This is a genomic window from Priestia sp. D51 (genome assembly GCF_053345675.1).
This window is the reverse complement of the sequence record NZ_JBLTIR010000003.1, coordinates 765,810-780,771: the sequence shown is the minus strand read 5'-3', so window position 1 is coordinate 780,771 and position 14,962 is coordinate 765,810. Positions and strand designations below refer to the sequence as shown.

The window sequence follows — 14,962 nt, the reverse complement described above, 5'->3', positions numbered from 1 at the left end:
CCTTTTTCCTTTCCAAATCATCTCTTTATAAAACGCTTTCAAAAAATAGAAAATTCTGATATAATTGATAAAAAACAAGCCGCTAGCAAATAAAGCTAACGACTTCCTTTTTTTATTATTTCGTGTCAGCGTATTTTTTCTTTTTCGCTGCTTTTTCACGTTCATTTTTATCAAGAATTTTTTTACGTAGACGAATAGATTCTGGTGTGATTTCACAATATTCATCTTCGTTTAAATATTCAAGTGATTGCTCTAAAGACATAATACGAGGTTTTTTCATACCTGTTGTTTGATCTTTGTTAGCAGAACGCATATTCGTCATTTGCTTCATTTTACAGATGTTAACAACGATATCATTTTCACGAGTGTGTTCTCCTACGATCATACCTTCGTATACTTCTGTACCTGGCTCCACGAAAATTGTACCGCGGTCTTCTACGCCTTGGATTCCATAAGTAGATGATTTACCGCTTTCCATAGAAACAAGCACACCTTGACGGCGACCTCCAACTTGACCTTGCTGCATTGGTTGGTAGCTATCAAATGAATGGTTAATGATACCGAATCCACGAGTTAACGATAAGAACTCAGTTGTATAACCGATTAAACCACGTGCAGGAACCATAAAGATCAGACGAACTTGACCGCTTCCGTTGTTAATCATATCAACCATTTCACCTTTACGAGCACCCATTGATTCCATAATAGAACCCGTATGTTCTTCAGGCACGTCGATTTGCACACGTTCAACTGGCTCACAGCGAACCCCATCAATTTCACGAACGATTACTTCAGGTTTTGATACTTGAATCTCATATCCTTCACGACGCATATTTTCAATTAAAATAGATAAATGAAGTTCTCCACGTCCTGAAACGACCCATACATCCGGTGAATCAGTATTTTCCACGCGTAAACTTACATCTGTCTCAAGTTCAGACATTAAGCGCTCTTCAATTTTACGAGATGTAACAAATTTACCTTCACGACCAGCAAACGGTGAATTGTTTACTAAGAACGTCATTTGTAAAGTAGGTTCATCAATACGTAAAATTGGCAGTGCATCTTGGTGGTCAAACGGACATACTGTTTCACCTACGTTGATGTCTTCCATTCCTGATACAGCGATCAGGTCTCCTGCTTTTGCTTCTTCGATTTCAACACGCTTTAAGCCTAGGAAACCGAATAATTTTGTTACGCGGAATTGTTTTACCGTACCGTCAAGCTTCATTAATGCAACTTGCTGGCCTACTTTCATTGTTCCGCGGAATACGCGCCCTACACCGATACGACCAAGGTAGTCATTGTAGTCAAGCATTGCCACTTGGAATTGAAGCGGTTCGTCGCTGTTGTCTACTGGTGCTGGAATGTGCTCGATGATTGAGTCAAATAGAGATGACATGTTCTCATCTTGCTTTTCTGGGTTCGTGCTAGCCGTTCCGTTGATTGCTGAAGCATAAACAACAGGGAACTCAATTTGTTCCTCACTTGCACCTAGTTCAATAAATAAGTCAATTACTTCATCAACTACTTCAGTTGGACGAGCAAAGTCACGGTCAATTTTGTTAACAACAACAATCGGCGTTAAGTTTTGCTCTAACGCTTTTTTCAATACAAAGCGCGTTTGAGGCATACATCCTTCGTATGCGTCTACTACAAGTAGAACACCGTCTACCATTTTCATAATACGCTCAACTTCTCCACCGAAGTCAGCATGTCCTGGCGTATCCATAATGTTGATACGCGTATCTTTATAATTAATAGCTGTGTTTTTCGCTAAAATTGTAATTCCACGCTCACGCTCAAGGTCATTTGAATCCATCGCACGTTCTTCAACATGCTCATTAGTACGGAATGTTCCGGACTGATGTAATAATTTATCTACTAACGTTGTTTTCCCATGGTCTACATGGGCAATAATGGCAATATTACGTAAATCTTTACGAATGTTCACGCATTTCACTCCTATGCTTGTAATAACTAAGCTATTATATCACACTAACTCTAGAATTGCAGAATGATTTTGTTGTACACTATAAATATCCGTTACAAATGGGAGGAATCAACATGAGAAACATTAAGTGGGTATTTGTTTTATATGCATTCATCGCAACTGCAGCTATTATGTCAATTGGCATATTTATCGGAGAAGGAAGCGCTCTCGGGGTCATTTTAGCTATCGTAGCTTTAATTGTTGTAATGGGTCTTGGCTTTACGACTAAGAAAAAAATGCGAGAAAAAGGGCAGCTGTAATTTTTTTGCGATGATTGAAAGCGTCATGGCCATTTGCAACATCAAAATGGTTCATGACGTTTTTTCATCACAAAATTCTTTGACTACACGTAAGTCTTCACTTCTATTTTATTTATTCCACTTTCCTTCAAGGTACGTACGAAAGATTTCGTCATGTAATGTTGGTTTGCTTACAAATACACTGCTTTTTTCAAGAATCTCTAACGGCTTCCCTTCTAAATCCGTCATGACTCCTCCAACTTCTTCAATCAACACTTTACCGGCAGCAAAGTCCCATGGAGCCAAACGTAAAGTAATGTATCCATCCAAGCGTCCAGCCGCTACGTAAGCAAGCTCAATAGCTGCGGATCCATATGAACGGGTCCCTCTTACTTTACGCACAAGCGGACTTAATACGGAAGGATCAATACGGCGGTTCTCCGTCACCCACGTTGCATTTAAGCTAATAATAGCTTCTTCAACTGGTACAGGTTCAAGTTTCGGCAATTGGATGTCATTCATAAACGCGCCCTGTCCTTTTAAAGCATGATACAGCTCATTATGAATAACATCATAAATATAACCTGCTTGTCCTACACCATTTTCGAATATACCGATGGAAATAGCAAAATTTCGCTGCTGATGAACAAAGTTCATCGTACCGTCGATCGGATCGATAATCCAAATCGTTCCTTCTTCTGATTCAAGCTCTTCCCCATATCCTTCTTCTCCGAGAATATGATGTTCCGGAAAGGTTTCATTGATTTTTGAGATAAAAAACTGTTCAATTTCTTTATCCATATTTGTTACTAAATCATTTGGATTCGATTTCGTTTGAATGAGAAGTTCTTTACTAAACGACTGTTGAATTTTTTGTCCAGCTTCTTTTAGCCACTCTTTAACGTATGTATCAATTTCTTTCCAGCGTTGTGTCATCTCAATTCCCCCTCAAAAATACGTCTCTTATTTTAAGCTTAAAAAAACCTCTGCAAGATGTCAATTAACAGAGCACGTGGGAGAAGAACTGCCGCTTCTTCTCCCACGTGCTCTGTTACCACTTATGAATCTGCTCATTCAGTTTAATCCTTTTTTACAGTTTACCCATATTTGTTCTATTTTATTCCCGTGTCTGCTACTGAAGAGATATCATTTCTTCACGAAGTTTCTCGAGCTTTCGCTTACATTTTTGTTTTTGTTCCTCATTATTCTCCATCATGGCTTCATATAACGTCGCTAACTCGTAATCTAACTCCAACCGAATTACACCTAATCTTTTTTGTCCATCATTCTTCTTATACATATTCACCACTTGTTTCATGTTTCAAACACCCCTCTCAAATTATTGAACCCACTTATAGAAAACTAAATTTTCAGATATTTTGATTGATATAGTCTATGTCGAAACCTAATCTCATGCAACTAAATTGTGTGATTACCTATAAAAAAATGATAGACACGTTTTGACAAGCATATGCGAATTAATTGGTGTTTATGCTTTTCATGTGGTAGAATCTTCGCGTAAATCATACTTACTTGCATAGATGCACAGCAGCTATACATATTCACTAAAAAAACGGAGGTTTCACATGGCATTCTCAGGATTTTCACAAGATGACTTTAACGTATTCCGTATCGAGGGGCTTGATGCACGTATGGAAGCCATCAAGACAACGATACGCCCAAAATTCGAACAATTGAGCAATCATTTTGCTCCTACTCTTTCTTCACTTTGTGGAGATGAAATGTTCGTACACATTGCCAAGCACGCACGAAGAACAGTTAACCCGCCAGCAGATACGTGGGTAGCCTTTGCTAACAGTAAACGCGGGTATAAAAAGCTCCCTCATTTTCAAATTGGCCTTTGGGAAACACACGTCTTTGTGTGGTTCGCCGTCATTTACGAATCACCTATTAAAGAACAATTTGGAAAGCTGCTAAAACAAAACATGGAGGAGATTCGTCAAAATATCCCAGACTCGTTTGTTTGGTCGAAAGATCATACAAAACCTGATAGTAAAAAAATGGGCGACTTATCTTCTGAAGACTTAGAGAGTTTGTTTGAACGTCTAGAGACGGTTAAAAAAGCTGAGATCCTATGCGGCATTACAATTCCAAAAGAAGAAGCGATTGCAATGAGCGGCGAAGAATGGATGGCTCGTATTGAACAAACATTTCATACGGTAACTCCATTATATGAACTAACTAAAAAAGCATATGCATAATTTTAACGAATTGATATAAAAAAAATGAGGGTGACACATAACGAAAGGAAGCTCATCGAAAGACCAACAAATGGGATACATAAGCTGAAACGCTTGTGACACCGCAGTTGATTTCCCTGCAAGGCTTCGCTTTCCGCCGGCGGCCGGTGAGCCTCCTCGTCGCTTGCGCTCCTGCGGGGTCTCACCTGTTCCGCTTTCCCCGCAGGAGTCTTCGCCTTGCCTTCCAATCAACTGCTAGAAGAAACGAAACAGATAAACTCTATGTTTACCGTAACAAAAAAACGAATCATTAATCAAACAATTTGATTAATGATTCGTTTTTTACTTCGGCTAAACTACTTTTGTCCCAGTCTCATTTTTTACATTTTTATGATATCTCCAGAAGAAGCAGCCTTTGCTTTTTGAATCGTTCGATAAGAAGAGTATTTGCTTTGGTCTTCAAAATCGTTACAGATTGTTTTTTCTTCTGCTTTACTTGGCACAATTTCTTTAAATCGGCGATAGACTGCCATTAGGTGATCACGCTCAATACCTTTTTCATAAGCTCGTTCAATGCTTTCAAAAAACTTCACTACATCAATAATTTCTTCTGTACTCCAATCAAGGGAGATAGGGTATTGATATTCCACTTCTCATCACTCCATTTATTTCTTCATTCTATGTATATCTATATTCTTAACTCTATCACAATCTATAATGTACACAAAATTTATTCTCTTTTCACCCAAAAGAATTTCTCCTTTTTTTTCTTTTTATTTTCTCTTTAAAATATCTTTGCAAATAGGTTAATAAGTGCTATAATTCTTTTGTTTTATGGGGATTTTCAAAACATAAAGAACTATAAAATAATAAGTAATAAGCAGTTTACAATTACTTGTATTTTTTTAACTAAAAATTGTATTTATATTATCAAACAGTAGTAAACATACGCGTTTCATTCATTTATATAATGGTTAAAATCAAGAAAACTGCGGAGTAGAATTTCTGTTGAATTTCTTTTATAGAAAAAAGATCTGATATTTTAATATGTATAATTCAACAGCCATTAGTTTTTGGTATATAAAATTGAATGCTGTAATTTGATAAAAAAACAATCAAAGTCCCTCTAAGCTTTGCTTAGAGGGACTGACAATTTATGATAAAAGAGGTGTATAGCAAAGTTGTCTTCTCAATTTTCAACTCCATTATTTACTGGATTAGTTAATCACGCTAAGAAAAACCCAACACAATTCCATATCCCTGGACATAAAAAAGGAAATGGAATGGATCCTGAATTCCGCTCATTTATTGGCGATGATGCTTTATCCATTGATTTAATTAATATCGGTCCCCTTGATGATCTTCACCAGCCAAAAGGCATTATCAAACAAGCGCAGGATTTAGCTGCAGAAGCATTTGGTGCTGATCATACTTTTTTCTCTGTTCAAGGAACGAGCGGAGCAATTATGGCAATGGTTATGGCGACATGTGGACCTGGAGATAAAATTATCGTTCCTAGAAACGTGCATAAATCTGTTATGAGTGCGATTGTTTTTTCAGGAGCTACGCCTATTTTTATTCATCCTGAAATTGACGAAAATCTTGGCATTTCTCACGGTATTACATCGGACTCTGTAGAAAAAGCCTTAAAGCAGCACCCTGAAGCAAAAGCAGTGCTTGTTATCAATCCAACTTACTTTGGAATTTCCGGAGACCTTCGTAAAATCGTAGAAATTGCCCACTCGTATCAAGTGCCTGTACTTGTTGATGAAGCTCACGGCGTTCATATTCACTTCCATGATGATTTGCCTCTGTCTGCTATGCAGGCCGGTGCAGATATGGCAGCAACAAGCGTGCATAAATTAGGCGGTTCTATGACGCAAAGTTCCATTTTAAACATACGCGAAGGCTTAATTTCTCCAAAACGCGTACAGTCTATTTTAAGCATGCTGACAACAACATCAACCTCTTATCTGCTGCTGGCTTCTTTAGATGTTGCACGAAAACGTCTAGCTACAGAAGGAAAAGAGCTGGCTGAACGTGCAATTTCTCTTGCTGAAAAAGCACGAAAAGAAATTAATACAATTGAGCATATCCGATGTATAGGCAGAGAAATTTTAGGCACAAAAGCTACGTATGATTTAGACCCTACTAAATTAATTATTTCTGTTTCAGATTTAGGAATTACGGGCTATGACGTAGAAAAATGGATGCGTGAAGCTCATAATATCGAAGTGGAAATGTCTGACCTTTATAATATTCTATGTATTATCACGCCCGGAGATACAGAAGAAGATCTTTCACGTCTTGTCACAGCTCTGCGTGAGTTATCCGCAAAATTCCATAACCTTTCTGAGACAACGGCAAAACCGGCTATTTTATTACCTGATATTCCTGTATTGGCTTTAACACCTCGTGATGCTTTTTACGCTGAAACCGAAGTGGTACCTTTTCATGAGTCAGCAGGTCGTATTATTGCAGAATTTGTAATGGTCTATCCTCCTGGTATTCCTATTTTTATTCCTGGGGAAATCATCACTGAGGAAAATTTAACCTACATTGAAACAAACTTAGAGGCAGGTTTACCAGTGCAGGGTCCGGAAGATTTTGAATTAAAGACATTTCGTGTCATTAAAGAACATAAAGCAATTCAATAAAAAAAAGGTGCGGAATTCCGCACCTTTTTTTTATTGAATTAATCTAAATCTTCATCTGCTTTTTGACATTCTCCGCTTTTACATGTTGAGTATAATCGCGTCACTTTCTCATCTTCGAAATGATCAATTGTGCAGTTACATGTTTGACATACGATTGTTCCCATTTTGTAAACTCCCCTTTAACCGTCTTTTTTTGTAAGCGTTTTACAACTCTTGATATTATATTATTATGTCACATTAAATATGTCAACAACTAATTAGTATGTCACATTAAAAATATTTTTCTCATAAATGTTATATTTGTTTTTAAAAAACTGACCCCTTAGCATCATCTCTATTTATATAAAAAAACTATGTCTAATTTTATATCTATTTCGGCACTTTAAAATAATTACGAAAAATAAGAATTTGAGATCTTGCCTTTTTTTCTTACCAATAGGGTAGACATTTCATACAAACTTTACTAGAATGTATAACCATGTGGTTTCATGTATAGCTGAAAAGGCTATATGAAACACTATGTTATGTAAAATAGAATAGGAAAGGAGTGTTAATCGATGAAAAAACTGACTCCCGTTTTTATCATTTCGGTTATTATTGCTGCAGTATTTATCGTATGGGGTGTTATTCCCGAATCTGTGCTAGGAAGCGCGGGGCTTACACCTGTCACGTCGGCAATACATAGTTTTATCATCGAGAAATTTGGCTGGTATTACTTACTAGCAGCTACATTATTCTTAGTTTTTACGCTGTACTTAATTTTTTCGAAGTACGGAAACATCAAACTAGGGAAGCCTGACGAAAAACCTCAGTATGGTTATGTCTCATGGTTTGCCATGTTATTTAGTGCTGGTATGGGAATTGGTCTTGTATTTTGGGGTGTCTCAGAACCAATCAATCATTTTCATACTCCACCTTCTGGTGAAGGCGGTACAGCAGAATCAGCTCGTGCAGCTCTACGTTATTCGTTTTTCCACTGGGGTTTACATCCTTGGGCTATTTATTCCGTTCTTGCACTTGCCCTTGCATACTTTCAATTTAGAAAAGGTTACCCGTTCATCATCAGTAATATTTTACGTCCACTACTAGGAAAACGTGTGGATGGACCTCTTGGAACGGTCATAAACGTCATCGCCGTATTTGCAACTGTCTTTGGGGTAGCAACATCTCTAGGACTTGGCGCTATTCAAATTACTGGTGGAGCCTCTTACTTATCGCCAAGTATTGATAATAATTTCACGACTCAATTAATTGTTATTATTATCGTAACGTTCTTGTTCATGCTGTCAGCACAGACAGGTCTGAACAAAGGTATTAAGTATTTGAGTAACATTAATATTGTTTTAGCTATTCTGTTAATGCTATTCTTGTTATTTGCAGGTCCAACCAACTTTATTATGGACTTATTCGTTACAACAATTGGCAGCTACATTCAAAACTTGCCGTCGATGAGTTTTCGATTGAGCCCGTTTGATAACAGCACCTGGGTTCGAGATTGGACAATTTTCTACTGGGCATGGTGGATCGCCTGGGCACCGTTCGTTGGTACGTTTATTGCTCGTATTTCACGAGGTAGAACCATTCGAGAATTTTTAATTGGTGTACTAGCTGTTCCGACCGTATTTGGCGGATTATGGTTTGCTGTATTCGGAGGTTCTGGGGTTTATTTAGACTTTTTTAAGGATCTTCCTGTTATGGATGTTATCAATAATAAAGGAACAGAAGTTGCTTTATTCTACGTACTTGAACAGTTTCCATTTGGTACGTTCATGTCCATTGTTGCTATTTGTTTAATTGCTACATTCTTCATTACATCAGCTGACTCAGCTACATTTGTTTTAGGAATGCAGACAACAAACGGTGATCTAAATCCTTCAGGCTCTATTAAGCTTACGTGGGGCTTAATTCAATCGTTAACAGCAATCATTCTGCTTTGGACAGGTGGTTTGGATGCGCTCCAAACAGCTGCGATTATAGCAGCACTTCCATTCTCAATTGTGCTGGTGCTAACGGTCTTCTCATTAATGAAAGCATTTAAAGAAGAAGGCGCGTTAAAAAGAGAAAACAAATCTGTGTAAGACAAAAAAAGCGTTAGCTTATATAAGCTAACGCTTTTTTTATGCACTCTTATGCCGTGCAAAATAAAATTAGTTGATAACATGTCAAGCAGATAGCTGACGTTGTGCCCGTCATCATAAGCGCCAGTCTTTTAGATTTGACGTTCATTTCTGCTATACCGTAAGCTAAATAAGCAAATACTAAAAATAAAATAATTTTAGATGTCAATTGATCACGTTTTGATAATAATTCAACCAGTGAATACCCCATCCAAATAACAATGTGCAAGCTCCAAACGAAATATGTCTTCATAGCTCCTTCGCCGCCTTTTCATTCGTTATTCAAAGAAGCAATTTTGTATCCAACTATAAGCAAAGCACGTCCCACTTCATATGTATGCATCTAGAGCTCATTTAAGACTGTCTCAGCGCTTTTTACACGTTTCTCCCAAAGGAATACTCATCAGCAACAAAAACTGTCTGACAAGCATCTGATACTTTATGAAAACCGTTTTTTTTCAAAAAAAAGCTGATGCATATGCATCAGCTTTTTAAAAAAATTATTTTACAATGTGAATTGGGCTTCCAATAGCTACTTCAGCAGCTTCCATTGTAATTTCACCTAATGTTGGGTGAGCGTGAATTGTTAATGCGATATCTTCAGCTGTTACGCCAGCTTCGATAGCAAGACCAAGTTCAGCGATCATGTCAGATGCGCTAGGTCCAGCGATTTGAGCACCAACAACTACTCCGTCTTCTTTACGAGTGATAAGCTTCAAGAAGCCTTCTGCAGCGTTAAGTGCAAGCGCACGTCCGTTAGCAGCGAATGGGAATTTAGAAGCTTTAACAGCTAATCCTTCTTCTTTCGCTTGTGCTTCAGTATAACCTACAGATGCAAGCTCAGGCTCAGAGAATACAACTGCTGGAATTCCTAAGTAGTCAATTTCAGCAGGTTCGCCAGCGATTACTTCAGCTGCGATTTTACCTTCGTAAGAAGCTTTGTGTGCAAGTGGTGGTCCAGTTACGATATCACCAATTGCAAAGATGTTGCTTACAGATGTACGAGTTTGGTTATCGATTTCGATAAGACCACGGTCAGTCATTTTAACGCCAACTTGCTCAAGACCAAGCTCATCAGTGTTAGGACGGCGACCTACAGTAACTAATACGTAGTCAGCATCGATTACTTTTGACTCTCCGCCTACTTCAAACGTAACTTGTACGCCGTCAGCAGTTTCTTCAACACCTTTAGCCATTGCTTTTGTATAGATTTCAACGTTTCCTTTTTTCTTAAGGTTACGTTTAACAAGAGAGCTCATTTGTTTTTCAAAACCAGCTAGAATTTCATCAGCAGCTTCTACAAATGTAACTTCTGTACCGAAGTTAGCAAAAGCAGTACCAAGCTCAGTACCGATGTAACCTCCGCCGATTACAACTAATTTTTTAGGAACTTCTTTAAGCGCTAATGCACCTGTAGAGTTGATTACGCGCTCAGAGAATTTGAATCCAGGGATCTCGATTGGACGAGAACCAGTTGCAAGGATTGCATTTTTGAATTTGTACGTTTGTGCTGAATTTTCATCCATTACACGTACAGTTTCGCTGTCAACGAAGTAAGCTTCACCTTTTACGATGTCAACTTTGTTACCTTTAAGAAGGCCTTCAACACCGCCAGTAAGTTTGTTTACAACGCCGTTTTTGAATTCTTGAACTTTAGAGAAATCAACTGTTACGTTCTCAGCGATAATCCCCATGTCTTCAGAATGTTTAGCATGTTCGAAACGGTGACCTGCAGCGATTAATGCTTTTGAAGGAATACAACCAACGTTTAAGCATACGCCTCCAAGATTACCTTTTTCTACGATTGTAACTTTTTGACCTAATTGAGCTGCACGAATTGCTGCAACGTAGCCACCAGGGCCAGCACCAATGACAAGAGTATCAGTTTCGATTGGGAAATCTCCTACTACCATTTATTACGCCTCCATTAATAATAATTCTGGATCATTTAATAAACGCTTGATTTGGTTAAGAGCGTTTTGAGCTGTTGCGCCATCGATAATACGGTGGTCAAAGCTTAGTGATAATGCTAATACTGGAGCAATTACAATTTCACCGTCGCGTACAACTGGTTTTTCAGCGATACGTCCGATACCTAGAATTGCAACTTCTGGGTGGTTGATAACTGGAGTAAACCATTGTCCACCAGCAGAACCGATGTTTGTAATTGTACAAGAAGCGCCTTTCATTTCAGCAGGAGCTAATTTACCATCACGTGCTTTTCCAGCAAGGTCGTTAATTTGATCCGAAATTTCGAATACAGATTTACGATCAGCATTTTTCACAACTGGTACTAAAAGACCTTTTTCAGTGTCAGCAGCGATACCGATGTTGTAGTAATGTTTTTGAATTACTTCATCTGTAGAATCATCAATTGAAGTGTTAAGAGCTGGGAACTTCTTAAGTGCTGAAGTTAACGCTTTTACCACGTAAGGTAAGAATGTTAATTTAATACCTTGATCTGCTGCAACTGTTTTGAATTTTTTACGATGAGCAACAAGAGCTGTTACATCGATTTCATCCATTAATGTTACGTGTGGAGCAGTGTGTTTAGAGTTAACCATAGCTTTTGCGATTGCACGACGGATACCACTCATTTTCTCGCGAGTTTCTGGTAGATCGCCTTCAGGAATAGCTTGTGCTGCTGCTGCTTTTGGTTCAGCTGAAGCAGTTTCCTCTTTAGCTGGAGCTTCAGCAGTTGCTGTAGCTGTAGAGCCACCAGATAAGAAGCTATCGATGTCATCTTTAACAATACGTCCGTTTTTACCTGAACCAGGAACAGCTTTAATGTCTATACCTTTTTCACGAGCATATTTGCGCACTGAAGGCATAGCAATTACTTTACGGTTAGGATCAACATCAGCTTGTGCTGCAGGAGCTGTTGCTTCTTCAGTCACTTCTTCAGTTGAAGCTTCTTCTTTAGCTTCTTCTGCTGGTGCATCATCATGATCGTCACCTTTGAATTTTAAGTCTTCGTATCCAGGAGCATCAAAAGTAACGATAACTTGTCCTACAGTAGCTACTGTACCTTCGTCAACTTTTACTTCTAATACTTTACCTTTTACAGGAGATGGGATTTCAACAACAGCTTTGTCATTTTGTACTTCTGCTAGTACATCATCCTCATCAATTTCATCTCCAGCTTTTACGAACCATTTTACAATTTCACCTTCGTGGATACCTTCACCGATATCCGGCAGTTTAAATTCAAATGCCACGTGTCTTCACCCTCCTAGTTAGTTGCGTTCAATTTGTTAGTGTTTATTTTATCTAAGACAGAAATCAGCACAAAGCTGATTTCTATCACAGTAAAATGCTAATTAAAATTCAAGTACTTTCTTAGCTGTTTCAACGATGTCTTTGTGGTCTGGTAACCATACGCCCTCAGCTTGAGAGAATGGGAACACAGTATCCGGTGCTGTTACACGTAATACTGGTGCTTCTAAGCTTAAGATTGCACGATCGTTAATTTCAGCTACAACGTTAGCTGCGATACCAGCTTGTTTTTGAGCTTCTTGAACTACTACTACGCGACCAGTTTTTTCAACTGATGCAAGAATTGTATCGATATCTAAAGGTTGAACTGTACGTAAGTCCACTACTTCAGCAGAGATACCTTCTTTTTCTAGTTCTTCAGCTGCTTTTAACGATGAGTGTACCATTGCACCGTAAGCGATAAGCGTTACGTCTGTACCTTCACGTTTCACATCAGCTGTACCTAAGTCAATAGTGTATGATTCTTCAGGTACTTCTTGACGGAATGAACGGTAAAGCTTCATGTGCTCTAAGTATACAACCGGATCGTTATCACGGATTGATGAAATTAAAAGACCTTTTGCATCGTATGGAGTTGAAGGAATTACAACTTTTAGACCAGGTTGAGATGCTACGATACCTTCTAAGCTATCAGCGTGAAGTTCTGGTGTATGAACGCCTCCACCAAATGGTGAACGGAATGTGATTGGTGCATTCCAGCGACCGCCAGAACGGTAGCGCATACGTGCAGCTTGACCTGATACAGAATCAAGTACTTCGTATACGAAACCAAAGAATTGAATTTCAGGAACCGGACGGAAACCTTGAGTCGATAGACCCACAGCAAGACCACCGATACCAGATTCAGCTAATGGCGTATCGAATACGCGATCTTCGCCGAATTCTTGTTGAAGACCTTCAGTCGCACGGAATACTCCACCGTTTACGCCAACGTCTTCACCAAAAACTAATACGTTTTCGTCGTTTTTCATTTCTGTGCGTAACGCATCAGTAATCGCTTGAATCATTGTCATTTGCGCCATGGCTTACTTCGACTCCTTCTCTTTGTAGATTTCATATTGCTCTTGTAAGTTTGAAGGCATAGTTTCGTACATAATTTCCATTAAATCTGTAACTTTTTGTTTTGGATAATCGTCAGCCTTCTTAATAGCTTGTTTGATATCTTCTTTAGCTTGCTCGATTACTTTGTTTTCTTCTTCTTCATTCCAGATGCCTTTAGCTTCTAAGAATTTACGGAAGCGAACAAGTGGATCTTTCTTTTCCCACTCAGTGTCAAGCTCAGCTGTACGATAACGAGTTGGATCGTCACCAGCCATTGTATGTGGACCATAACGGTAAGTTAATGTTTCAATTAAAGTTGGACCTTCACCGTTTACTGCACGCTCACGAGCTTCGCTTACTGCAACGTATACTGCTAGTGCATCCATACCGTCTACTTGAACGCCTGGGATACCAACAGCCGCTGCTTTTTGAGCGATTGTACGTGCTGCAGATTGCTTTTCAACTGGTGTTGAAATTGCAAAGCGGTTGTTTTGTACAACAAAGATTGCTGGAGCTTTGAATGCACCTGCGAAGTTCATACCTTCGTAGAAGTCACCTTGTGAAGCTCCACCGTCACCTGTATAAGTGATCGCTACTGCTTTTTTACCGCGCTTTTTAAGACCTAGTGCCACACCAGCAGTTTGCACGATTTGTGCACCGATGATGATTTGTGGAGAAAGTACATCTACACCTTCTGGCGCTTGGTTACCGTGGAAATGACCACGAGAGAATAAGAACGCTTGATATAGTGGAAGACCATGCCAAATTAACTGAGGCACATCACGGTACCCAGGTAAAATGAAGTCTTCTTTTTCTAATGCGAAATGTGAAGCGATTTGAGAAGCTTCTTGCCCAGCAGTTGGTGCATAGAAACCTAAACGACCTTGACGGTTCAATGAAATTGAACGTTGATCAAGAATACGAGTGTATACCATGCGAGTCATTAACTCTTTTAATTTTTCGTCAGATAAATCTGGCAACGCTGATTTATTTACTACTTCGCCCTCTTCATTAAGAATTTGGAACGTTTGGTACTGCTCAGCGATTTTATCAAGTTGCTTTGATACATCAATAATAGCCTTTTTAGTTTTAGCAGCCATCTAAGTCACCTCTTCCTTTCATTTAAGCCGTATAAATTCATTTTACTAATCAAACAAACATACACGCTTTTAGAATGTCCCAAATGGACAAGTAAAAGTCATATTTTGTCGAGTAGCTTTTTGAATTCGCTAATCCTTAACATTTCTATGTATTCCCCAGCGAATTCTGTGCAAACATTTACGTAAAAGGAAAGTTTAAGCGAAACGAGCGTTTCGTTAAACTGTATTAATTATTTTGCAAAAATGATTAATACAACACTTACTACGCTACCTAGTTTACAATACACTAAAACAGTTCGTCAATGCATTTACATCAAGAAATTACGCTTTTTTAGTTT

General features: G+C 38.6%; 15 protein-coding genes. 4 read left to right on the top strand and 11 right to left on the bottom strand.

Annotation, left to right across the window (positions count from 1 at the left end):
* Positions 1 to 115: 115 nt before the first annotated feature.
* Positions 116 to 1,954, bottom strand: a complete 1,839-nt coding sequence (gene typA / locus ACNHOZ_RS15795) for a translational GTPase TypA (protein ID WP_013056066.1) — start codon at positions 1,952 to 1,954, stop codon at positions 116 to 118.
* A 113-nt stretch (positions 1,955 to 2,067) separates the two neighbouring features.
* Here typA and ACNHOZ_RS15790 point away from each other — a divergent pair, with 113 nt between their 5' ends.
* Positions 2,068 to 2,253: a YlaF family protein gene (locus tag ACNHOZ_RS15790; RefSeq protein ID WP_028414104.1), complete on the top strand. Its 186-nt coding sequence runs from the start codon at positions 2,068 to 2,070 to the stop codon at positions 2,251 to 2,253.
* Between the two features lie 108 nt (positions 2,254 to 2,361).
* Here the strand turns inward: ACNHOZ_RS15790 and ACNHOZ_RS15785 are convergent, their stop codons facing one another.
* Entirely contained in the window at positions 2,362 to 3,168 is an 807-nt protein-coding gene (locus ACNHOZ_RS15785; protein WP_014460992.1) for an inositol monophosphatase family protein, read from the bottom strand.
* A 196-nt stretch (positions 3,169 to 3,364) separates the two neighbouring features.
* Complete coding sequence (locus ACNHOZ_RS15780; RefSeq protein ID WP_013056063.1) at positions 3,365 to 3,550, bottom strand: hypothetical protein; 186 nt, start codon at positions 3,548 to 3,550, stop codon at positions 3,365 to 3,367.
* Between the two features lie 268 nt (positions 3,551 to 3,818).
* On the opposite strand from ACNHOZ_RS15780, the gene ACNHOZ_RS15775 reads away from it, so the two are divergent.
* Positions 3,819 to 4,454, top strand: coding sequence for a YktB family protein (locus ACNHOZ_RS15775; protein WP_063247549.1), 636 nt, complete (start codon positions 3,819 to 3,821; stop codon positions 4,452 to 4,454).
* Here the strand turns inward: ACNHOZ_RS15775 and ACNHOZ_RS15770 are convergent.
* The gene (locus ACNHOZ_RS15770; RefSeq protein ID WP_081213986.1) at positions 4,431 to 4,685 is read right to left on the bottom strand and encodes a hypothetical protein; all 255 of its coding nucleotides are present in this window, start codon (positions 4,683 to 4,685) and stop codon (positions 4,431 to 4,433) included. The two genes, ACNHOZ_RS15775 and ACNHOZ_RS15770, sit on opposite strands and share 24 nt — an antisense overlap.
* A gap of 128 nt (positions 4,686 to 4,813) precedes the next feature.
* Positions 4,814 to 5,083: a UPF0223 family protein gene (locus ACNHOZ_RS15765; RefSeq protein ID WP_013056061.1), complete on the bottom strand. Its 270-nt coding sequence runs from the start codon at positions 5,081 to 5,083 to the stop codon at positions 4,814 to 4,816.
* A 531-nt stretch (positions 5,084 to 5,614) separates the two neighbouring features.
* Here ACNHOZ_RS15765 and ACNHOZ_RS15760 point away from each other — a divergent pair.
* Positions 5,615 to 7,090 carry an aminotransferase class I/II-fold pyridoxal phosphate-dependent enzyme gene (locus ACNHOZ_RS15760; RefSeq protein ID WP_028414107.1) on the top strand — a complete coding sequence of 492 codons (1,476 nt, stop codon included), beginning with the start codon at positions 5,615 to 5,617 and terminating at the stop codon, positions 7,088 to 7,090.
* A gap of 38 nt (positions 7,091 to 7,128) precedes the next feature.
* Here ACNHOZ_RS15760 and ACNHOZ_RS15755 read toward each other — a convergent pair whose 3' ends face one another.
* Positions 7,129 to 7,254, bottom strand: coding sequence for a GapA-binding peptide SR1P (locus tag ACNHOZ_RS15755; RefSeq protein ID WP_013056059.1), 126 nt, complete (start codon positions 7,252 to 7,254; stop codon positions 7,129 to 7,131).
* Between the two features lie 393 nt (positions 7,255 to 7,647).
* Here ACNHOZ_RS15755 and ACNHOZ_RS15750 point away from each other — a divergent pair, with 393 nt between their 5' ends.
* Entirely contained in the window at positions 7,648 to 9,168 is a 1,521-nt protein-coding gene (locus ACNHOZ_RS15750; RefSeq protein WP_048020013.1) for a glycine betaine uptake BCCT transporter, read from the top strand.
* A 49-nt stretch (positions 9,169 to 9,217) separates the two neighbouring features.
* Here ACNHOZ_RS15750 and ACNHOZ_RS15745 read toward each other — a convergent pair whose 3' ends face one another.
* From ACNHOZ_RS15745 to pdhA, 5 genes are all read right to left on the bottom strand, one after another.
* On the bottom strand, positions 9,218 to 9,460 hold the full coding sequence (locus tag ACNHOZ_RS15745; RefSeq protein ID WP_033578408.1) for a hypothetical protein: 243 nt from the start codon (positions 9,458 to 9,460) through the stop codon (positions 9,218 to 9,220).
* A gap of 247 nt (positions 9,461 to 9,707) precedes the next feature.
* Positions 9,708 to 11,120 carry a dihydrolipoyl dehydrogenase gene (gene lpdA / locus ACNHOZ_RS15740; protein ID WP_013082295.1) on the bottom strand — a complete coding sequence of 471 codons (1,413 nt, stop codon included), beginning with the start codon at positions 11,118 to 11,120 and terminating at the stop codon, positions 9,708 to 9,710.
* A gap of 3 nt (positions 11,121 to 11,123) precedes the next feature.
* Positions 11,124 to 12,425 (bottom strand): dihydrolipoamide acetyltransferase family protein, encoded by a 1,302-nt coding sequence (locus tag ACNHOZ_RS15735; protein WP_028414110.1) that lies wholly within the window; start codon positions 12,423 to 12,425, stop codon positions 11,124 to 11,126.
* 102 nt (positions 12,426 to 12,527) lie between these two features.
* Complete coding sequence (locus tag ACNHOZ_RS15730) at positions 12,528 to 13,505, bottom strand: alpha-ketoacid dehydrogenase subunit beta (RefSeq protein ID WP_013056055.1); 978 nt, start codon at positions 13,503 to 13,505, stop codon at positions 12,528 to 12,530.
* 3 nt (positions 13,506 to 13,508) lie between these two features.
* A complete protein-coding gene (gene pdhA, locus ACNHOZ_RS15725) occupies positions 13,509 to 14,624 on the bottom strand; it encodes a pyruvate dehydrogenase (acetyl-transferring) E1 component subunit alpha (protein WP_013056054.1) in 1,116 nt (371 codons plus the stop codon).
* Between the last annotated feature and the right edge of the window lie 338 nt (positions 14,625 to 14,962).